The organism is Amycolatopsis sp. NPDC003861, from assembly GCF_053605405.1.
On record NZ_JBSGJD010000024.1, the window covers coordinates 1 to 18,920 of the forward strand.

General features: G+C 70.4%; 20 protein-coding genes. 11 read left to right on the forward strand and 9 right to left on the reverse strand.

The window, feature by feature from the left end; genetic code table 11:
* The first annotated feature begins 87 nt into the window (after positions 1–87).
* Genes ACWEVN_RS09270 through groL form a run of 7 tightly spaced genes read left to right on the forward strand, consistent with a single transcriptional unit; the run spans position 88 to position 7,151 of the window.
* The gene (locus ACWEVN_RS09270) at positions 88–1,116 is read left to right on the forward strand and encodes an FAD-binding oxidoreductase (RefSeq protein WP_449684561.1); all 1,029 of its coding nucleotides are present in this window, start codon (positions 88–90) and stop codon (positions 1,114–1,116) included.
* A 7-nt stretch (positions 1,117–1,123) separates the two neighbouring features.
* Positions 1,124–2,293 (forward strand): ferritin family protein, encoded by a 1,170-nt coding sequence (locus ACWEVN_RS09275; RefSeq protein ID WP_310975743.1) that lies wholly within the window; start codon positions 1,124–1,126, stop codon positions 2,291–2,293.
* Positions 2,290–2,661: a propane 2-monooxygenase effector subunit MimD gene (gene mimD / locus ACWEVN_RS09280; RefSeq protein ID WP_449684562.1), complete on the forward strand. Its 372-nt coding sequence runs from the start codon at positions 2,290–2,292 to the stop codon at positions 2,659–2,661. The genes ACWEVN_RS09275 and mimD overlap by 4 nt, the downstream gene beginning before the upstream one ends.
* Before the next feature lie 36 nt (positions 2,662–2,697).
* A complete protein-coding gene (locus tag ACWEVN_RS09285; RefSeq protein ID WP_449684563.1) occupies positions 2,698–3,735 on the forward strand; it encodes an amidohydrolase family protein in 1,038 nt (345 codons plus the stop codon).
* A complete protein-coding gene (locus tag ACWEVN_RS09290) occupies positions 3,732–4,427 on the forward strand; it encodes an iron-sulfur cluster assembly protein (RefSeq protein WP_452050872.1) in 696 nt (231 codons plus the stop codon). Before ACWEVN_RS09285 ends, ACWEVN_RS09290 begins: the two co-directional genes overlap by 4 nt.
* On the forward strand, positions 4,424–5,449 hold the full coding sequence (locus ACWEVN_RS09295) for an NAD(P)-dependent alcohol dehydrogenase (RefSeq protein WP_452050873.1): 1,026 nt from the start codon (positions 4,424–4,426) through the stop codon (positions 5,447–5,449). The genes ACWEVN_RS09290 and ACWEVN_RS09295 overlap by 4 nt, the downstream gene beginning before the upstream one ends.
* Positions 5,450–5,459: 10 nt before the next feature.
* Positions 5,460–7,151, forward strand: a complete 1,692-nt coding sequence (groL, locus tag ACWEVN_RS09300; RefSeq protein ID WP_452050874.1) for a chaperonin GroEL — start codon at positions 5,460–5,462, stop codon at positions 7,149–7,151.
* A gap of 71 nt (positions 7,152–7,222) precedes the next feature.
* On the opposite strand, the gene ACWEVN_RS09305 is transcribed toward groL, so the two are convergent.
* Positions 7,223–7,822, reverse strand: a complete 600-nt coding sequence (locus ACWEVN_RS09305) for a hypothetical protein (protein WP_452050875.1) — start codon at positions 7,820–7,822, stop codon at positions 7,223–7,225.
* A gap of 219 nt (positions 7,823–8,041) precedes the next feature.
* Between ACWEVN_RS09305 and ACWEVN_RS09310 the strand changes: the two genes are divergently transcribed.
* Positions 8,042–8,581 carry an N-acetyltransferase family protein gene (locus ACWEVN_RS09310; RefSeq protein ID WP_452050900.1) on the forward strand — a complete coding sequence of 180 codons (540 nt, stop codon included), beginning with the start codon at positions 8,042–8,044 and terminating at the stop codon, positions 8,579–8,581.
* Entirely contained in the window at positions 8,484–9,032 is a 549-nt protein-coding gene (locus ACWEVN_RS09315) for an LmrA/YxaF family transcription factor (RefSeq protein WP_449684623.1), read from the forward strand. Before ACWEVN_RS09310 ends, ACWEVN_RS09315 begins: the two co-directional genes overlap by 98 nt.
* Here ACWEVN_RS09315 and ACWEVN_RS09320 read toward each other — a convergent pair.
* From ACWEVN_RS09320 to ACWEVN_RS09330, 3 genes are all read right to left on the reverse strand, one after another.
* Positions 9,029–10,159 carry an epoxide hydrolase family protein gene (locus ACWEVN_RS09320; RefSeq protein ID WP_452050876.1) on the reverse strand — a complete coding sequence of 377 codons (1,131 nt, stop codon included), beginning with the start codon at positions 10,157–10,159 and terminating at the stop codon, positions 9,029–9,031. The genes ACWEVN_RS09315 and ACWEVN_RS09320 overlap by 4 nt on opposite strands.
* A 315-nt stretch (positions 10,160–10,474) precedes the next feature.
* Positions 10,475–11,458: a glutathione S-transferase family protein gene (locus ACWEVN_RS09325; RefSeq protein WP_452050877.1), complete on the reverse strand. Its 984-nt coding sequence runs from the start codon at positions 11,456–11,458 to the stop codon at positions 10,475–10,477.
* An 8-nt stretch (positions 11,459–11,466) separates the two neighbouring features.
* On the reverse strand, positions 11,467–11,943 hold the full coding sequence (locus ACWEVN_RS09330; RefSeq protein WP_449684570.1) for a MarR family winged helix-turn-helix transcriptional regulator: 477 nt from the start codon (positions 11,941–11,943) through the stop codon (positions 11,467–11,469).
* Between the two features lie 107 nt (positions 11,944–12,050).
* Between ACWEVN_RS09330 and ACWEVN_RS09335 the strand changes: the two genes are divergently transcribed.
* Complete coding sequence (locus tag ACWEVN_RS09335; protein ID WP_449684571.1) at positions 12,051–12,608, forward strand: YceI family protein; 558 nt, start codon at positions 12,051–12,053, stop codon at positions 12,606–12,608.
* A gap of 22 nt (positions 12,609–12,630) precedes the next feature.
* On the opposite strand, the gene ACWEVN_RS09340 is transcribed toward ACWEVN_RS09335, so the two are convergent.
* On the reverse strand, positions 12,631–13,233 hold the full coding sequence (locus ACWEVN_RS09340; RefSeq protein ID WP_452050878.1) for a TetR/AcrR family transcriptional regulator: 603 nt from the start codon (positions 13,231–13,233) through the stop codon (positions 12,631–12,633).
* A gap of 44 nt (positions 13,234–13,277) precedes the next feature.
* Between ACWEVN_RS09340 and ACWEVN_RS09345 the strand changes: the two genes are divergently transcribed.
* Positions 13,278–13,886 carry a hypothetical protein gene (locus ACWEVN_RS09345; protein WP_452050879.1) on the forward strand — a complete coding sequence of 203 codons (609 nt, stop codon included), beginning with the start codon at positions 13,278–13,280 and terminating at the stop codon, positions 13,884–13,886.
* Here ACWEVN_RS09345 and ACWEVN_RS09350 read toward each other — a convergent pair whose 3' ends face one another.
* Genes ACWEVN_RS09350 through ACWEVN_RS09365 form a run of 4 tightly spaced genes read right to left on the reverse strand, consistent with a single transcriptional unit; the run spans position 13,887 to position 18,899 of the window.
* Entirely contained in the window at positions 13,887–15,887 is a 2,001-nt protein-coding gene (locus tag ACWEVN_RS09350) for a glycoside hydrolase family 31 protein (protein WP_452050880.1), read from the reverse strand. It abuts the gene before it with no gap.
* A gap of 20 nt (positions 15,888–15,907) precedes the next feature.
* The gene (locus ACWEVN_RS09355; protein WP_452050881.1) at positions 15,908–16,723 is read right to left on the reverse strand and encodes a carbohydrate ABC transporter permease; all 816 of its coding nucleotides are present in this window, start codon (positions 16,721–16,723) and stop codon (positions 15,908–15,910) included.
* On the reverse strand, positions 16,720–17,658 hold the full coding sequence (locus tag ACWEVN_RS09360) for a carbohydrate ABC transporter permease (RefSeq protein ID WP_452050882.1): 939 nt from the start codon (positions 17,656–17,658) through the stop codon (positions 16,720–16,722). Before ACWEVN_RS09360 ends, ACWEVN_RS09355 begins: the two co-directional genes overlap by 4 nt.
* Complete coding sequence (locus ACWEVN_RS09365) at positions 17,655–18,899, reverse strand: sugar ABC transporter substrate-binding protein (protein ID WP_452050883.1); 1,245 nt, start codon at positions 18,897–18,899, stop codon at positions 17,655–17,657. The genes ACWEVN_RS09360 and ACWEVN_RS09365 overlap by 4 nt, the downstream gene beginning before the upstream one ends.
* Between the last annotated feature and the right edge of the window lie 21 nt (positions 18,900–18,920).

The following is an 18,920-nucleotide window of genomic DNA, read 5'->3' on the forward strand; positions in this document are numbered from 1 at the left end:
ACCCCGCTCAAGTGGTTTTATTTAACTAGGGCTACACCCCCCCCCAAACCCCCCCCCCCACCCCGCACCGAGCAAGACGGGGCATCCATGGCAGAGAAACACCGCGTCCGGTTCGAGCCGGTCGGGATCGAGATCGACGTCGCCGAGGACACCACGATCCTGCGCGCCGCCGCCGAGCAGGGCGTGATGCTCATGCACGGCTGCAAGGAAGGGCAGTGCGCGGCCTGCAAGTCGTTCCTCCTCGACGGTGACGACGTCGAACACGACCGGTACTCGACCTTCGCGCTCCCCGACTACGAAAAGGAGGAAGGCTTCACGCTGCTGTGCCGGGCCCACGCCTACGAAGACCTGACGATCGAGCTGCTCAACTACGACGAGGAGATGATCCAGTCCGGCCTGCCGATCCAGGAGGCCGAGGTCGAGGTCGTCGCCAACGATCCCGTGACGCACGACCTCCGGCACCTGGTGGTGCGGCTCGACGGCGACCTGAAGTTCTTCCCCGGGCAGTACCTGGACTTCGCGATCCCGGGCACCGAGGAGACGCGGTCGTTCTCGATGGCCAACACCTCCGCGCGCGACGGGCTCCTGGAGTTCGTCGTCAAGATCTACCCCGACGGGCTGTTCTCCCGGTTCCTGGCCGCCGAAGTCGCGGTCGGCGACCGGCTCCGGGTGACCGGCCCGTTCGGGGTGTTCACCTTGCGGGACAACCCGGGCGCGGACCTCGTCTTCGTCGGCGGCGGAGCCGGTATGGCGCCGATCCTGTCCCTGCTGCGGTCGATGGCCGAGCGCGGGATCGATCGGAAGGCCGTCTTCTACTACGGCGCCCGCCGCCGCCACGACCTCTGTTTCGAGGCCGAACTGCGGGCGCTCGAAGACAAGCTGCCGTCTTTCCGTTACGTCCCCGCGCTGTCCGAGCCGGGCGACGCCGACTGGACCGGCGAAACCGGCTTCGTCACCGACGTCCTGCGCCGGGCCGGCCTCGACCTCGCCGGTGCCGACGCCTACGTCTGCGGGCCGCCGCCGATGGTGGAGGCCGCGCTGGAGCTGCTGCCCGCGCTCGGTGTCGCGGACAAACGCGTCTTCTACGACAAGTTCACCACCACGGGCGAAGGGTAGGAAACCCATGACAGCCACCTCCGAACGCAGCGTGCCCAAGCCGGCGTTCACCGACGCCGAGGCGGGCGCGAAGGTCTTCCCGGACTCCACGGCCCGCCAGTACAACTACTTCACCCCGGCCAAGCGCAAGCAGAGCCACTACGAGGACGTCACCGTCGAGGTCCAGCCCGACCCGCGGCACTACCTGTCCCAGGGCTGGCTCTACGCCTTCGCCGACGGCCAGGGCGGCTACCCGCTGGAGTGGACCGCGCTGAAGGCGTGGGGCTCCGACCGCCCGCTGCCCGAGCGCGGCCCGGGCTCCGGCGGCAAGGGCTACGACTGGCCGGCCCACGGCTGGCACGAGTTCCGCGACCCCAACGAGGAATGGGAGCTCACGCTCTACCGGTACAACGCGAACGTCGTGCGCCAGCTGAACCAGAACATCGACGCCGCCCGCCAGGCCAAGGCGTTCGAGCAGTGGAACCGCAACTGGGTCGACTTCGTCGCCAAGCACGTCGGCGCGTGGATGCACGTCGACCACGGCCTCGGCCTGTACCTGTTCGCCAACGCCAACCGCCGCGCGCCGACGAACATGCACAACAACGCCATCTCGGTGAACAGCATGCACCGCATCCGCGCGGCCCAGGACCTGGCGCTGTACAACCTGACGCTGACCGAGGAGATCGAGGGCTTCGACGGCACCGCCCACCTGTCGACGTGGAACGAAGACCCGGCGTGGCAGGGCGTGCGGGAGACCGCCGAGCAGCTGACCGGGATCTGGGACTGGGGCGAGGCGATCTTCGCCGCGAACGTCGTCTTCGAGCCCCTCGTCGGCGAATTGTTCCGCAGCAACCTGGTGCAGCAGGCCGCGCCGGCGAACGGCGACTTCGTCACCCCGACGCTGATCGGCGCCGAGGAGTTCGACTTCTCCGAACGCGACCTCCGCTACACGAAACCGCTGTTCCACCTGCTGATCAACGACAAGGAGTTCGCCGACCACAACAAGGCGCTGCTGCAGAAGTGGCTCGAGGACTGGGTGCCGAAGAGCATCGCCGCCGCCCGCGCGCTGCAGCCGCTGTGGTCGCAGCCCGACGCCAAGCCGATCCGGTTCGAGGACGGTCTCGACCGCGTGAAGAGCCGGTTCGCCGGCATCCTGTCCGAATTGGGCCTCAAGGCACCCGAGGAGCTGGGCCAGTGACCATCTTCAAAACCGCGGAAAGCCCGTTCAAGGCCGACAACACCGCGTCCAACATGTGCGGCTTCACCCTGATGAACAACCAGGTGGGCGCGATCATCGCGGAAGTGATGGGAACGAAGGACAACGTCACCATCACGCCGCTGCCTTCGATGATCCGGGTCGACGCCGTCGGCCGGATGGAGGTCGTCTACGCCGAGGTCGACGAGGCCGCCGGCGAGGAAGAAGGCTGGTTCAACGCGGCCGAGTTCGAGGAGAGCATGTCCACCCACTACGGGCGGATGATCCACGAAGACGACCGCACGATCATGTTCGCCAACCCCGAGGACGCGGCCGAATACCTCGACTTCGACCTCAAGCCCGTCAAGTAGGACCCAGCACTCGATCCGGCTCAGGAGGATCAGGAAATGTACGAGAAAGACGGCGAGAAGTATTTCGTGGTGGACGCCCACACCCACTTCTGGGACGCGAGCCCGGAGAACTGGGTCGAAGGGCAGGAGGAATACGCCAAGGGCTGGATCGAGTGCTTCCACGCCTACCAGGGGCTCGGCCCGAAGGAGACGCACTGGCCCATCGACCGGTTCCAGAAGTACTCCGAGGAACTGATGATGCACGACCTGTTCGAGGCCGGGCACGTCGACCAGGCCATCTTCCAGCCGACGAACCTGCGGCAGTGGTACAAGACGGGCTTCAACACCACCGAAGCGGACGCGGCGCTGGCCGAGAAGCACCCCGGCAAGTTCCTCGTCAACACGACCTTCGACCCGCGTGAAGGCGACGAAGGCCTGAAGGCCCTGGAAGAGCGCGTCAAGCGGTACGGCTGCAAGGGCGTCAAGCTCTACACGGCCGAGTGGCGGGGCGACTCCCGCGGCTGGAGCCTCAAGGATCCGGAAACCGCGCGCTTCCTCGAGAAGTGCGAGGAACTCGGCGTCACGAACGTCCACATCCACAAGGGACCGACGATCTGGCCCTTGGACAAGGACGCGTTCGACGTGTCCGATGTGGACCACGCGGCGACGAACTTCCAGGGCCTCAACTTCATCGTCGAGCACGTCGGCCTGCCGCGCATCGAGGACTTCTGCTTCATGGCCACCCAGGAGCGGAACGTCTACGCGGGGCTGGCCGTCGTGGTCGGCGGCCTGATGCACGCCCGCCCGAAGTTCTTCGCCAAGGTCATGGGCGAGCTGATGTTCTGGCTCGGGGAGGACAAGCTGATCTTCGGCGCGGACTACGCCATCTGGGAACCGAAGTGGCAGGTCGAGGGCTTCGTCGACTGGAACATGCCGTCCGACGAAGAGCTGTCGGACTTCCCGCCGCTGACCGTCGACCAGAAGAAGAAGATCCTCGGGCTGAACGCGGCCCGCCTCTACGGCATCGACGTGCCGGAAGAGCTTCGGTTGCGGGATCCGGAGAAGGTCGAGCCCGTCGGCGTGCCGAACTCATGACCACGCTGGTGACCGGCGCCCGCGCCGCCGTGTGGGCGGCGCTGGGCACCGTCCGGGATCCCGAACTGGACGAACCCCTCACCGACCTCGGGTTCGTGGCCCGCTGCGAGGTGAGTGACGCGGGCCACGCCGTCGTCCGGCTGCGGCTGCCGACGTACTTCTGCGCGCCGAACTTCGCGTTCCTCATGGTCGCGGACGCCTACGACGCCGTGGCCGGGGTGCCGGGCCTGACCGGGCTCGACATCCGGCTCGACGACCACTTCGCGTCCGACGTCATCAACCGCGGGGTCGCGGCCCGGCGGGGGTTCGTCGCGTCCTTCGAGGGCGAGGCCGTCGACGAGCTCGACACGCTGCGGTACGACTTCGTCCGCAAGGCCGTCCTGGCCGGCACCGACCGCGTCTGCCGGTCCCTCGGCCGGGACCCGGCGGCGCTGACCCTCGGCGACGTCCCGCCGAGCCCGGACCTCGACCGGCTGCGGGCCCGCCGCCGCGAGCTCGGCCTGCCCGCCGAGGACGGCGACCCGCTGCTGCTCGACCCGGCGACCGGGCGAGCGGTGTCCGAGGCCGACGCGAAGCGCCACCTGGCGTTCGCGCGGCTGACCCGCACGAGCATGGAGGCCAATTCGGGCGTCTGCCGCGGCATGCTGCGCGCGCGGTACGCCTTGACCAGCGATGAGGAGGGCACGGGATGAAGGCCGTGCGGCTGCAGAAGTACCACGAGCAACCGGTGATCGAAGACGTCCCGGAGCCGCGCGCCACCGGACCCTTCGACGTCGTGGTCAAGATCGGCGGCGCCGGCGTGTGCCGCACCGACCTGCACATCATCGAGGAGCAGTGGGCCGAGAAGTCCGGCGTCGCGCTGCCCTACACGATCGGGCACGAGAACGCGGGCTGGGTGCACGAGGTCGGCCCGGCGGTGACGAACGTCGAGGTCGGGGACACCGTGATCCTGCACCCGACGCCGACCTGCGGGCTCTGCCACGCCTGCCGGGCCGGCGACGACATGCACTGCCCGAACGGGAGCTTCCCCGGTATCAGCAGCGACGGCGGGATGGCGGAGTACCTGCTGACGTCGGCGCGGGCGTGCATCAAGCTGGATCCGTCGACCCAGCCGTCCGATGTGGCGGCGCTGGCCGACGCGGGCATCACCGCCTACCACGCGGTGCGCAAGGCCGTCCCGCACCTGTACCCGGGCACCACCTGCGTCGTCAACGGCGCCGGCGGCCTCGGGCACATCGGCATCCAGTCGCTGCGCGCGCTGACGGCCGCCCGCGTGATCGTGGTCGACCGCAACGCCGACGCCCTCGACCTGGCGGCCACCCTGGGTGCCGACGAGACCGTGCTGGCCGACGGCAAGCAGGTCGAAGCCGTGCTCGACCTGACCGGCGGCAACGGCGCCGAAGTCGTCCTCGACTTCGTCGCCGAGCAGGGCGCCCAGCAGGACGCCTTCGCGATGACGCGGCGCGCCGGGTCGCACTTCGTCATCGGCTACGGCTCGAACATCGAGATCCCGACGATCGACATCATCTCCACCGAACGCAACATCATCGGCAACCTCGTGGGCACCTACAACGACCTCGTCGAGCTGATGGTCCTGGCCGAAGCCGGCAAGGTCACCCTGCACACGAAGAAGTACCCCCTGGACGCGGCGCTCGACGCGCTGGCCGACCTCGACGCCGGGCGCGTGCGCGGCCGCGCGATCCTCACCCCCTAGGAGCGGGCAGATGGCGAAGGAACTGCGGTTCGGCTCGGACGCCCGCGACCTGCTGCTGGCGGGCGTCGACAAGCTGGCCGAAGCGGTCAAGTCCACGTTGGGCCCCAAGGGCCGCAACGTGATCATCGAGAAGATCACCGGCTCGCCGGTGGTCACCAACGACGGCGTCACCATCGCCCGCGAGATCCACCTGAAGAACCAGTTCGAGAACATGGGTGCGCAACTGGTCAAGGAAGCGGCGATCAAGACCAACGACGTCGTCGGCGACGGCACCACCACGGCCACCGTGCTGGCCCAGGCGATCGTCCGCGAGGGCATGCGGGCGATCGCGAGCGGCGGCAACCCGGTGCTCGTCAAACGCGGCATCGACCACGCGGTCGGGCTCCTGGTGGCGCACCTGGAGAAGCAGGCCCACCCGGTGGTGTCCGAACAGGACTACGCGCGGGTGGCGGCGATCTCGGCCAACGACGACGACGCCGTCGGCGCGGTCATCGCCAAGGCCCTGCACACCGTCGGCGACGGCGGTGTGGTGACCGTCGAGGAGTCGCCGTCGATCGGGATGAGCGTCGAGTTCGTCGAAGGGTTCGAGTTCGACAACGGCTACCTCTCGCCGTACCTGGTCACCGACCCGGGCCGGCTGGAGGCGGTGCTCGACGACCCCTACATCCTGATGTGCGCGGAGAAGATCACCAAGGTGCAGCAGCTGATGCCGTTGCTGGACAAGGTGATGCGGGCACCCCGGCCGCTGGTGGTGATCGGCGAGACGGTCGAGGGCACGGCGCTGTCCATGCTGGTGCACAACCACATGAACGGCACGTTCCAGTCGGTCGCGGTCCGCGCGCCCGGCTTCGGCGACCGGCGGCTGCACAAGCTGGAGGACCTCGCGGCCATCGTCGGCGGCGCGGTGCTCTCGCGGCAGTCCGGGTTCACCATGGAGACGATGACCCTGGAGCACCTCGGCCGCGCCAAGCAGGTCCGGGTCACCGAGAACCGCACCACCGTCGTGGGCGGCGCCGGCTCGTCGGACGCGGTGGAGTTCCGGGTCGGGCAGTTGCGGGCGGAGCTGGAGCGCGCGCAGTTCGGCGTCGACGAGGACGTCCTGACCGAGCGGATCGGCGCCCTGACCGGCAAGGTCGCGGTGGTCCGGGTCGGCGCGGCCACCCCGGCCGAGCTGAAGGAACTGCAGCACCGGGTCGAGGACGCCCTGTCGGCGACCCGGGCGGCGATGGCCGAGGGCATCGTGGCGGGCGGGGGAGCGGCGCTCCTGCACGCCGAAAAGGCCCTGGAAGGCCTCGGCTTGGACGGTGACCAGGCCATCGGCGTCGAGATCGTCCGGCGGGCCCTGGCCGAACCGGCGTTCCTCATCGCGCACAACGCGGGCCACCCGGCGCACGAGATCGTCGCGCGCACCCGGGAACTCGGTGACGACGAAGGCTTCGACGCCCTGCACGACCGCTATGGGGACATGATCGCCCTCGGCGTCGTGGACCCGCTGCGGGTGTGCCGCTCGGCCGTGCAGAACGGGGCTTCGGTGGCCGGTCTGCTGCTCACGACGAACTCGCTGATCGCCGAGGAACAGACCCCGTGGGGCGGCAGCCCGGCCCTGATGACCGAGTTCGGCCCGCTGGACGAAGGCCTGCACCAGCCGTCGCCCGACGCCAGCACGCCGCAGTCCCTCGGGATGGGCCCCTCCGTCGGCTGAGCTCTCCCGGCCCGCGGAGTGCGGAGGTCTTCCCGCCGGTGTCCTGAGCCCCCGGCGGGAAGACCTCCGGCTCAGGGAGCGAGGCCGTGGCGCGCCAGTTCGTGGCCGGCCAGTTTCGCGATGACGTCCTGGTCCCGCTCCCGCCAGCCGGTGGCCGGCTCGCCCACCGAAGCCAGGCGGTGGAGGGGCTGCGTCGTGAGGGCGCGCAGGGCCAGCAGGTCCAGCCCTTCGTCACCGAGGGCCCGCAATCGCGCGGCCGCGGTGGCGCGGCGCGTGTAGTGCCAGCGCAGCGGCAACCACGACACCAGGAGCGTCAGCACGGGCAGGGCGATGATGACCGCCGCCAGCCACCAGGCCAGGTTCTCGACGGCCTCGATCTGCCAGTGGCCGGCGTCCGTGAGTTTCGTGCCGACGTCCGAACCGCCGTGCAGAGCCTTGGCCAGGGCGTCCCCGACGAGCGGGAGGCCGTCGGCGGAGTTCGCCGCGGAGTCGAACGTGCCGCGCAGGCCGGTGCCGGCGTCGACGAGCCCGTCCCCGGGCGCCCGCAGCTTCATGACCTGGTCGTACACCGACGTCCCCAGCCAGACCGCGATGACGACGAGCAGCACGGCCAGGAGGTCGCTGACGAGCTGGGCGGTCCGGCGGATCGGCCGTTCGGCGTAGAGCTGCATCGAGGACGCCTTTCGCGGTGGGGGAGCGCGGCCACGGCAACGTACCCGGGTCCCGGCCGGGCGAACCGGGCGCGGCGGCCTATGACACCCGTCATGGCGTTTTCCGGTCCGGTGTGCTCTCATGGGACTATGACCACTGTCATAGAGGTCGCGGACCGCGCGCAGGTCGCCGCGCTGGTCGCGGCCTGCTCGCCGGAGAGTCTCCGGCGCCGGTTCATGATGGGCGGTCCGGCCCGGCCCGCCGAGGTTTTCCAGCGTTACGAACGGTTTTTGCTCGCCGGTGTCGCGTTGCTCGCCTTCCGCGACGGCACTCCGGCCGGGCTGCTCAACTTCGTCTCGGAGACGCCGGGGGAAGCGGAAATCGGGATCCTGGTCGCCGACGCGTGGCAGCGGCAGGGAGTCGCCAGTGCGCTGAGCCGGTGGCTGTGGGCGTCCGGGCGCTGGCCGGGCTGGACCGTGCGGGCCACCGTGCAGGCCGGGAACACCGGCGCCGAGGCGCTCCTGCTGGGTCAGGGGTTCCGGCCGGTGCCGTCCTACGAGCGCGGTGAACGGGACTTCGCGCTGGTCGTGCCGGACTGGGCTACCATGACGGACGTCATGAAGGAGGCAGCCGATGACCAGGACCCCGCGCGAGCGGATGGTGCTCAGCGCCGCGCAGCTGGTGCGGATCCACGGTGTCGGGGCGACCGGCATGCGGGACGTGGTCGCCCACGCCGAAGCCCCGCGGGGGTCCCTGCAGCACTACTTCCCGGGCGGTAAGGACCAGCTGATCGCCGAAGCCGTCACCTGGGCCGGCGACTACGCCGCCCGCCGCGTGGCGCGCGTCGCGGCCAAGCTCGCCGACCCGACCCCGGGGAACCTCTTCGCGGCGATGGCCGCCCAGTGGACCGGCGAGTTCACGACGTCCGGCTTCGACGCGGGCTGCCCCCTGGTGGCGACGGTCGCGGACACGGCCGCCACCAGCGACAGCCTGCGCGAAGCGGTGGGCAAGGCGTTCGAGGGCTGGCAGCGCCCGGTCGCGGCGACCCTCGAGCAGCTGGGCGTGCCCCCGGCCCGCAGCGCGTCCCTGGCGGTGCTGATGCTCAGCGCCCTGGAGGGCGCGATCGTCCTGGCGCGGGCGCACCAGGACGTCGCGCCCCTCGAGACGGTGGTCGAGGAGCTGCGTCCGCTGCTCGACGGCGCCGTGGCCAAGCGGCGCCGCCGGGTCTAAAGGCCGCGGAAGAACTCGCGGATGTCGGTCACCAGTGCTTCGGGCGCCTGCAGGGACGCGAAGTGGCCGCCGGTGTCGTACTCGGTCCAGCGCGTGACCGTGTTGGACAGTGCGGCCAGGCCGCGGATCGCGTGGTCGCCGCGGAAGTTCACCACCGCGGTCGGGACCCCGGAGGGCGCGGGCCGCTCGCCCCAGCCGTCCTGGCCGGCCTCGAGGTAGAGACGCGCGGCCGAGCCGGCGGTGCCGGTGAGCCAGAAGATCGTCACGTTGGTCAGGATCGCGTCCCGGCTCACCGGGGTCTGGTTCGTGGCGGTGGGATCCCAGTCGACGAACCACTCGAGGTTCCAGGCGAGCTGCCCGGCGGGGGAGTCGTTGAGGGCGTAGGCGACGGTCTGCGGCCGGGTGGCCATCTGGGTGGCGTAGCCGGAGTGGGGGTACCACCAGGCTTCGTTCTCCCGCGCCCGCTTCCGGTCCTCTTCGGACAATCGGTCGAGGTCCCCGGGAGCGGTCGGCACCCCGGCATTGGCGACGGCGTTGAGGTGCACGCCCAGCACGGCATCAGGAGCGACGCGGCCGAGTTCGGGCGAGACGATGCTGCCGAAGTCGCCGCCGTGGGCGCCGTAGCGTTCGTAGCCGAGCCGCTGCATCAGCTCGGCCCACGCTTTCGCGACGCGGTGGGTGTTCCAGCCGCGTTCGGTGGTGGGGCCGGAGAAGGCGAACCCGGGCACCGATGGTGCGACGACGTGGAAGGCGTCCTTCGGGTCACCGCCGTGGGCCTTCGGGTCGGTGAGGGGGCCGAGGACGTCCCGGAAGTCGGCGATGGTGCTGGGCCAGCCGTGGGTGATGATCAGCGGAGTCGCGTCGGGTTCGGGGGAGCGGGCGTGGACGAAGTGGACGTTCTGGCCGTCGAGGGTGGTGGTGAACTGGGGGTACCGGTTGAGGCTTGCTTCCTGGGCCCGCCAGTCGAAGCCGTGCTGCCAGTAGCCGACGAGGTCGGCCAGGTAGGCCTGGCTGACGCCGTAGTCCCAGCCGGCGTCGGGGAGCTCGCCCGGCCAGCGGGTCTTGGCCAGGCGGTGGTGGAGCTCGTCGAGGTCTTGCTGGGGGATGTCGATGTGGAAGGGATCCATGGGGGCGACGGTCTCTTGGATATAGGACAGGTGATGTCCTCTGCCTTCGTGGTTCCCGCCGGCCCGAACGCCGGATTGTTCAGCGGCCGCGTATCGGGTCGGCAGGGGGCGTGGCCGGGTGGGGCGGCTGCTTGCCTTGGGGCGTCGTTGTTGTTCAGGTGTGCATGCCGCCTTCGATGCGGATTTCCGTGCACGTGATGAACTTTCCGTCGTCCGAGGCGGAGCGTGGTGGCCCGGCCGATGCCGGAACCGGCGCCGGTGACCAGGACCCGGCGATCGCGCAGGCGTTCCATGGCGATCACCGTAGCCAAGCTCTCAGAGCGCGGGCACCCTCTCGGACTCCGGCGGCGGGCCCGGCGGGGTCCCGTCGCCGAACGGGCGGCCGCCGAGCTCCTCGCGGCCGTGCTGGGTGAGCCAGCCGGAGTTGTCCGGGCCGAGCGGGACGATGCCCGTCGGGTTCACGTTCTGGTGCACCACGTAGTAGTGCTCCTTGATCTGGGCGAAGTCGATCGTGTCGCCGAAGCCCGGCGTCTGGAACAGGTCGCGCGTGTACGCCCACAGGACCGGCAGCTCGGTCAGCTTCTGCCGGTTGCACTTGAAGTGACCGTGGTACACCGCGTCGAACCGCACCAGCGTGGTGAACAGCCGGACGTCGGCCTCGGTGATCGTGTCGCCCACCAGGTACCGCCGGCCCGCCAGCCGGTCCGACAACCAGTCGAGCCGGGCGAACAGTTTCCGGTACGAGTGGTCGTACGCCTCCTGGGACCGGGCGAAGCCGCACTGGTACACCGCGTTGTTGACGTCGGTGAACACCTTCTGCGCCACGTCGTCGATCTCGCCGCGCAGCTTCTCCGGGTACAGCTCCGGTGCGCCGTCGCGGTGGTACGCCGTCCATTCCGTCGACATGTCCAGCGTCATCTGCGCGAAGTCGTTGGTGACGACCTGGCCGCTCGGAACGTCGACGAACGCGGGCACCGTGATGCCGCGGGGGTAGTCCGGGTCGCGCTTGAAGAACGCCTCCTGCAGGCGCTCGATGCCGAGGACCGGGTCGCGGCCCCCGGGGTCCAGGTCGAAGCTCCAGCTGCGCTCGTCGTGGACCGGGCCCGCGATGCCCATCGACAGGACCGGCTCGAGCCCGAGCAGGCGCCGGACGATCACCGCGCGGTTCGCCCACGGGCAGGCCCGCGCCACCACCAGCCGGTAGCGGCCCGGCTCGACCGGCCAGCCGTCGCGGCCGTCGGCCGTGATGCGGTCCGGGAGGTAGTTCTGGTCGCGCTTGTACTCGCCCTTGTCGCTCATCGGCGTCCTCAGCAGTCGTCGGTCGGGGGAGCGGTGTCCAGTGCCGCGGCCAGCCGGGCCAGCACCGGCCCGGCCGTGCGGATGTCCTCGGTGCTCAGGTGGTCGAACACCGCGGCCCGCACGCGGGCGAGGTGGCTCGGGTAGGCCGCCTCCAGTCTGGCCAATCCGGCCTCGGTCAGCACGGCGTTGGACGCGCGGCCGTCCTCGGCGCAGCGGCGCTTCTCGACCAGGCCGCGGCGGGTCAGGTCGTCGACGACCCGGCTGATCCGGCTCAGCGACAGCCCGGTGGTGGCGGCCAGGCCGGAGATGCGGAGCAGGTGGTCCGGCGCTTCGGACAGCGCGACCAGCACGCCGTAATCGGTGATCGCCAGGCCCGTTTCGGGCAGGAACTGGTCCTCGAGCGCGCGCGGCAGCGCCGTCATGATGCGCATCAGCGGCCGCCAGAAGGCGGCTTCGTCGAGGTCGAGAGCGGACAGTTCACCCATGCGGGCAACACTACCGAAAGCTTGCTTGCGCAACCAGCCAAAGTGAGTACAGTGTCGTTGAACCCTCAATCACCTGGGGGCGCCACCACGAGGAGAGAAGAACAGCGATGACCAGCGCGACCACCTACCCCCAGCTGACCGGCGAATACACCCTCGACGCCGCCCACTCGCGGATCGGGTTCGTCGCCCGGCACGCGATGGTGACCAAGGTGCGCGGCAGCTTCAACGAGTTCACCGGCGCCGCGACCATCGACGGCGACGCGCCGGAGAAGTCGAGCGTCCAGGTGACCATCCAGGCCCACAGCATCGACACCCGCAACGCCGACCGCGACGGGCACCTGAAGAGCAACGACTTCCTGTCGATGGACGAGTACCCGCAGATCACCTTCACCTCGACCGAGATCAAGCAGACCGGCGAGACCAGCTTCGACGTCACCGGCGACCTGACGATCAAGGACGTCACCCGTTCGGTCACCGTCCCGTTCGAGTTCGAGGGCTCGGCGAAGGACCCGTTCGGCAACGACCGGATCGGCTTCGAGGGCTCCACCTCGATCAGCCGCAAGGACTACGGCATCACCTGGAACGCCGCGCTGGAGACCGGTGGCGTGCTGGTGAGCGACAAGGTCACGCTGGAGTTCGAGATCTCCGCGATCAAGTCCGCCTGACTTCCGGGAGCGGGAACCGGGCTCACCGGTTCCCGCTCGCCCGCAGGTTCCCGATGCCGACGTCGAGCGCCGCTTCGAGGTGGTCGATGCGGCCGGTCGACAGCATCACCACGACCCCGCCCTGGATGCCCGCCAGCAGGGCGGCCGCCGCGCGTGGGGCGTCCAGGTCCGCGCCGACCTCGCCGGTCCGCTGCAGGTGGCGGATGCCCGCCTCGATTTCGTCCTGCCAGCGCCGCAGCAGTTCGGTGACCACGGCCTGCGCGCCCGGGGTCGCGCGGCCGAGCTGGGAGATCAGGACGTTGAGCGGGCAGTGCTGCCCGCGGCTGTCGTAGTGCGAGACGACGGTGTCCCGCCAGCGCTGCCACCCCGCCCACGACGTCAGCCGGCCCAGCTGCGGCTGCTGGACGGCCAGGACCTGGTCCGCTTCGAAGCGCGCCACCGCCAGCAGGAGCTCTTCCTTGCCGTCCGGGAAGTAGTGGAACAGCTGGCTCTTGCTCGTCCCCGTCCGCGCCCGGACGTCGTCCAGCGTCGTGACGGCGACACCGCGCTCGCGGATCTCGGCCGCGGCGCCCTCGACGATCCGCTGCCGCGTCGCCGCGCCCTTCGGGGTCAGCTTTGGACTCACAGGTCCACTTTAATTCGCTGGCGGCGGCCGGGAGAATCCCGGGTATGGCCACCGTCACGCCGTTCGCCGTCCTGGCGCTGATCGGCGCCGTCTCCGGCTCGGTGACGGCGTGGCTGCTCCTGCGCCGGGACCGGCCTGCCGAGGTGCTGACGCCGTCGGCGCCGCCGGAGCCGGTCCCCGACGAGGTCGCCGCTCGGCTGCTGGCCGACGAGCACACCGTCCGGCTGGCCGAGCTGGCCTCCTTCGCCGAGCAGGCCGACGCCGACCCCGAGCGGCGCCAGGAGTGCGTCCACGCCATCACCGCCCGGCTCGACGACGACTGGCCGGACCCGGTCGCGTGGCAGGCGGAGCTGTGGCAGCTCCTGCGGCCCCACCTGCGGCGCGCGTCCCCGCGGTTCTGGCCCGGGATGGACCTCGACCTCGACCACCTGGTGCTCCACGCGGTGGACCTGCGCGGCTGCGAAGTCCGCAGGGCGAGCTTCGTGGAGACGTCCTTCGCCGGTCCCGTCGATTTCACGGGCGCGACAGCCGCCGAATACGACTTCACCGGAGCCCACGTCCGGATCGACGCCGGCGTCGTCCGGATCTGGCCGCCGGGCTGGGCACCGGGCGAGCCCGAGCCGCAGCCGTGGGTCGAGCTGCGGGAGCGGTGACTATTCCCGGATCGGCAGGTCCGCCCCGTCGCGGAGGAACACCGGGATCCGGTCCGCCGGGGCCGGCGCCTCGACCCATTCGCCGCCGTCGTGGCGGGTGCCGGCCACCGCGTCCGTCCAGGTCGCGCCGGCGGGCAGGTACACCCGCCGCGAGGTGACGCCCGGCTCGAGCACCGGGGCCACCAGCACGTCCGGGCCGAGGAGGAACTGGTCGTCGACGTCCCAGGCGGCGCTGTCCGCCGGGAAGTCGACGAACACCGGCCGCATCGGGGGGATGCCCTGCTCGTGGGCCACCCGCATCTGCTCCATCAGGTACGGCCGCAGCCGCTCCCGCAGGCGCAGCGACGCCGTGATCGACTCGTACGCCGCTTCACCGAAGGACCAGACCTCGTTGGGACCGCCGGTCATCTCCGGCCCGAACCCCGGGCGCGGGTCGCGGTAGCCGTGCAGCCGGAACAGCGGGCAGAACACGCCGTACTGGAACCAGCGCACCATCAGCTCGCGGTACTCCGGCGAGTCGGGGTCACCGCCGTGGAAGCCGCCGATGTCCGTGGTCCACCACGGGATTCCCGCCAGCGCCACGTTCAGCCCGGCCCGGACCTGCGTCCGCAGCGACGGCCACGTCGCCCCGATGTCACCCGACCAGAGCGCCGCCCCGAAGCGCTGGCTGCCCGCCCACGCCGACCGGGACAGCAGCACTACCTCGTCGTCGCCTTCGGCGCGGATGCCGTCGTGGAACGTCTGCGCGTTCGCCTGCGGGTAGAGGTTGAACACCTCCGCGCCCGGGCCGGCGTGGAAGCCCAGGTTGTGCGGGTGGCCGGGCTGGATCTCCGGCTCGTCGCCGTCCAGCCACCACGCGCGCACGCCCAGGTCGTAGTAGTTCTCCTTGACCTTGCTCCAGACGAACCGCCGCGCCTCCGGGTTGGTCGCGTCGTAGAACGCCACCGGCATCTCGACGCCGAACCCCTTGTCCTTCCAGGGCGCGTGCGCCGGGACGCCGCTCTCGGCGGCCACCAGCAGACCCTGCTCGTGCAGCTCCTGGTAGTTCTCCGAGAGCGGGCTGACCGACGGCCACACCGAGACCATCAGCTTGACGCCGAGGTCCGCCAGCTCGCGCACCAGCCCGGCCGGGTCCGGCCACTCCGCGGTGTCGAACTTCCAGTCGCCGAGGTGCGTCCAGTGGAAGAAGTCCGCCACGATCACCGACAGCGGCAGCCCCCGCGCGTGGTACTCCCGCGCGACCGACAGGAGCTCCTCCTGCGTGCGGTAGCGCAGTTTCGACTGCCAGAACCCGGCCGCCCACTCGGGCAGCATGGGCGCGTGGCCGGTCGCGTCGGCGTAGTGGCTCAGGATCTGCCGCGGGCCGTCGCCGGTGGTGATCCAGTAGTCGAGCTGACGCGCGTCGTCGGCGACCCAGCGGGTACCGTTCTCCGCCAGCTCGACCCGGCCGACGGCGGGGCTGTTCCAGAGGAACCCGTAGCCGCGGCTGGACAGCAGGAACGGCACCGACACCTCGGCGTTGCGCTGCACCAGGTCGAGCACCAGGCCCTTCTGGTCGAGCCGGCCGTGCGTGTGCTGCCCGAGGCCGAACAGCCGCTCGCCCTCGTAGGCGCTGAACCGCTGTTCGAGCCGGCCGTACCCGTTGCGCGAGGGCATGAACAGCCGCGCGCCGGGCCACCAGAAGTGCGCGCGCTGCTCGGACAGCAGCTCCTCACCGGTGTCCGTGCGGACGAACTTCAGCTGCGCGTCGATCCCGGTGTCGGTGTCGGCGATCTCGACGATCGCGGTGAGCGGGCCGTTGACGACCCGGCCGGTGCGTCCCTCGGCGGACGCGGTCGCCGCCGACGGCTTGGCGGGCAGCAGCGCGCCCGGGACGTCTTCGGCGATGCGGTGCCGTCCGGCCCGCACGCGCAGGCTGCCCTCGCCCCACGGCTCGATGCGCAGCACCTCGTGCCGCACGCTGACTTCGAGCGAGCGGCCGTCTTCGGTCGTGGTGATCACGCGGGTCTCCTTGGAAGAGGTCAATCTTTGACGGCGCCGCTGGTCAGCCCGGCGACGACGTAGCGCTGGGCGACGACCAGCAGGACGGCCGCGGGGATCGCGGCGAGGACGGCGGTGGCCATGATCCCGTTCCAGTCGGCGGACTGGTTGCCGACGAACCGGTAGATGCCCACGGTGATGGGCTCGAACGACTGCCCGGTGGTCAAGGTGACCGCGAACAGGAAGTCCGCCCAGGCGAACAGGAACGAGAACAACCCGGCGGTGACCAGCGCGTTGCGGCTGACCGGCAGGATGATCGAGGAGAACGTGCGCCAGTACCCGGCACCGTCCACCCGGGACGCTTCGGTGAGCTCCTTCGGCACGGAGATCATGAACGCCCGCAGCAGGAGGATGGCGAACGGGATGGTCGCGGTGGAGTCGGCGAGGACCAGCCCGAGGTAGTTGTCGATCAGGCCGAGGTTGCTGAACACCGTGTAGAGCGCGTTGGCCATCACGATGCCCGGGATCATCTGCACGATGAGCAGCACGAACACCAGCGCCGGCCCGCCGCGCACCTTCAGCTGGGCCAGCGCGTACGACGCCGGTGCCGCCACCAGCAGCGACACGACCACCGTGCCGAGCGCGACCACGACGCTGGAGAGCAGGTTGGGCCCCTGCGTCGAGACGGCCTTGCGGTAGCCGTCCAGGGTGCCGCCGGCGGGGAAGAACGCCGGGTCGGGGCGCAGCAGCGCGCCGCTGGGCTGCAGGGAGGCGTTGACCATCCAGTACAGCGGAAACAGCAGCGCCGCGACGATCAGCACACCGAGCACGGTCCGCGGCCAGTTCGCCGTCTTCATGCCGCCTCCGCCAGGGTCGCCTTGGCCGAGCGCAGGTACAGCAACCCGAAGACGGTCGCCACCACGATGAGGACGTTGCCGACCGCCGCGCCCTGCCCGAACGCGAAGTCCTGAAAGGACAGCCGGTACGACCACGTGGTCAGCGTCTGCGTCGCGTTGGCCGGCCCGCCGCCGGTGACGACCATGATCACGTCGAACACCTTGATCGTGTAGACCAGGCCGAGCATGAGCACGATCCCGGTGACCGGCCGCAGCAGCGGCCAGGTGACGTGCCGGAACCGCGCCCAGGCCCCGGCGCCGTCCAGCTCCGCGGCTTCGTAGAGCGACGCCGGGATGGCGCGCAGGCCGCCGTGCAGGATCACCAGGTTGAACGGGATGCCGATCCAGATGTTGGTGAGGATCACCGCCGGCAGCGCCCAGCTCGTGCTGCTCAGCCACGGCACCGCGGCGAAGCCGAGGAACCGCAGGCCGGCGTTGAGCACGCCGTGGTCCTGGTCGAACATCCACCGCCAGACCGCGCCGCTGACCACCAGGGGCAGCAGCCACGGCAGCAGGAGCAGCGACCGCAGCAGCGCGCTGCCGAGGAAGCGGCCGTTGAAGAACACCGCGAGCGCCAGGCCGATGCCGAACTGGAAGACCAGCGACCCGGCGGTGAACAGCACCGTGTTGAGCGCCGCCGTCGAGAACAGCGGGTTGTTCAGCACGGCGGAGTAGTTCGCGATGCCGACAAAGGGCGCTTCGCCGGTGTAGAACGACTTCACCGTGTAGTTCTGGGTGCTCATCACCAGGTTCGCGACCAGGGGGTAGCCGAAGAACACGATGATGTAGGCCAGGGCGGGCAGCAGGAACGCCCACGCGGCGAACCGGTTGTCCCGGCGGGACCTCCGGTTCGCGCGGGGTGCCGCCGAGACCGTCGGGGCGGCGGCGAGCGTCACGAGCCGCTCGCCTGCTGGGCGGCCTTGAGGGCCTGGTCGACCGGGGTCTTGCCGGTCAGTGCCGCCTGGAGCGCGTCGGCCAGGGCCTGCGAGACCTTCGGGTACTTCTCGCCGAGCTCCGCGGTGCGGGAGCGGGCGGTGCCGACCTCGTCGACGAACGCCTGCATCGCGGGCTGGTCCTTGCCGAACTTCTCCGCGACGGCCGTCTTCGACGGGATGTAGGCGTGCGCCTTGCTCCACTCGACCATCGTCGGCTCGGACAGGATGCAGGAGAGCACCTTGCCCGCGGCCTGCTGGGCGGGCCCGCCGGTCACCGGGATGGTGCCGACCTCGCCGCCGAGGGCGACCACCGGTTTGCCGCCGGCCTGCGGCACCGGAATCGGCACCACGCCGTAGTGCAGGGACTTCTGCTCGTCGAGGCGGGCGATGTTCCACGACCCGTTGATCATCATCGCCGCGTTGCCGCCGACGAACTGGTCGGCGACGTCGTTCTGGTTCCAGGTCACCACGGACTTCGACGCCGCACCCGAGTTCACCAGGTCGGTGACGTACTGCAGTGCCTGGGCCGCCTTGGGGGAGTCCAATTGGGACAGTTCGGCGCCGTTGCTCCAGAAGAACGGGAGGAACTGCCAGGTGCCTTCCTCGGACGGGATGGCGGAGAAGGCGAGCCCGTACTTGCCGTCCTTGGTCAGCTTCGCCGCGGCGGCCTTCAGCTCGTCCCACGTCTTCGGCGGCTCGACCCCGGCGGCCTGCAGGAGGTCCTTGTTGTAGATCAGCGCGAGGCCGTTGACGCCGGGCGCGACCCCGTACACCTTGCCCTGGTAGGTCCCGGCCTTGACGATGCTGTCGTAGTAGCCGTCGGTGCTGATGCCGTAGTCGCTCAGCGGGGTCAGCGCGCCGGTGGCGGCGACCTGCTGGAGCGTCGGGTTGTCGGTGAAGAGCAGGTTCGGCAGCGTCTTCGAGCTGGCGCTCTGCAATACCTTCGGCAGCATCTGGTTGGTCGGCACCTTCTGGCGCTCGATCTTGATCCCGGTCTGCCCGGCACAGGTGTCGAGGATCTTCTGCCACGCGGCGGAACCCTGCTCGTCGGCGTAGTAGTCGAGCTCGGTGATCGACGTGGCGGCCGGGGCGTCGGCGCCGCCGGGCGCGGCCGGGGCCGTCGGGCTGGGGCTGCAGGCGGCCAGCAGCACGGCACTCGTGGCGCACACGGAGAGGACGAGGGCGCGACGGACTACGGGCATGGTGATTCTCCTTCGGCAGCG

What these genes read in the sequence shown, in the direction of transcription:
- ACWEVN_RS09345 (WP_452050879.1), top strand. Translation starts at nt 13,278, where the DNA reads ATGGCCACCGTCACGCCGTTCGCCGTCCTGGCGCTGATCGGCGCCGTC.
- ACWEVN_RS09320 (WP_452050876.1), bottom strand. Translation starts at nt 10,159, where the DNA reads ATGGATCCCTTCCACATCGACATCCCCCAGCAAGACCTCGACGAGCTC.
- ACWEVN_RS09285 (WP_449684563.1), top strand. Translation starts at nt 2,698, where the DNA reads ATGTACGAGAAAGACGGCGAGAAGTATTTCGTGGTGGACGCCCACACC.
- ACWEVN_RS09270 (WP_449684561.1), top strand. Translation starts at nt 88, where the DNA reads ATGGCAGAGAAACACCGCGTCCGGTTCGAGCCGGTCGGGATCGAGATC.
- ACWEVN_RS09365 (WP_452050883.1), bottom strand. Translation starts at nt 18,899, where the DNA reads ATGCCCGTAGTCCGTCGCGCCCTCGTCCTCTCCGTGTGCGCCACGAGT.
- ACWEVN_RS09295 (WP_452050873.1), top strand. Translation starts at nt 4,424, where the DNA reads ATGAAGGCCGTGCGGCTGCAGAAGTACCACGAGCAACCGGTGATCGAA.
- ACWEVN_RS09330 (WP_449684570.1), bottom strand. Translation starts at nt 11,943, where the DNA reads ATGGGTGAACTGTCCGCTCTCGACCTCGACGAAGCCGCCTTCTGGCGG.
- ACWEVN_RS09275 (WP_310975743.1), top strand. Translation starts at nt 1,124, where the DNA reads ATGACAGCCACCTCCGAACGCAGCGTGCCCAAGCCGGCGTTCACCGAC.
- ACWEVN_RS09335 (WP_449684571.1), top strand. Translation starts at nt 12,051, where the DNA reads ATGACCAGCGCGACCACCTACCCCCAGCTGACCGGCGAATACACCCTC.
- ACWEVN_RS09355 (WP_452050881.1), bottom strand. Translation starts at nt 16,723, where the DNA reads ATGAAGACGGCGAACTGGCCGCGGACCGTGCTCGGTGTGCTGATCGTC.
- ACWEVN_RS09305 (WP_452050875.1), bottom strand. Translation starts at nt 7,822, where the DNA reads ATGCAGCTCTACGCCGAACGGCCGATCCGCCGGACCGCCCAGCTCGTC.
- ACWEVN_RS09290 (WP_452050872.1), top strand. Translation starts at nt 3,732, where the DNA reads ATGACCACGCTGGTGACCGGCGCCCGCGCCGCCGTGTGGGCGGCGCTG.
- ACWEVN_RS09310 (WP_452050900.1), top strand. Translation starts at nt 8,042, where the DNA reads ATGGGCGGTCCGGCCCGGCCCGCCGAGGTTTTCCAGCGTTACGAACGG.
- groL (WP_452050874.1), top strand. Translation starts at nt 5,460, where the DNA reads ATGGCGAAGGAACTGCGGTTCGGCTCGGACGCCCGCGACCTGCTGCTG.
- ACWEVN_RS09325 (WP_452050877.1), bottom strand. Translation starts at nt 11,458, where the DNA reads ATGAGCGACAAGGGCGAGTACAAGCGCGACCAGAACTACCTCCCGGAC.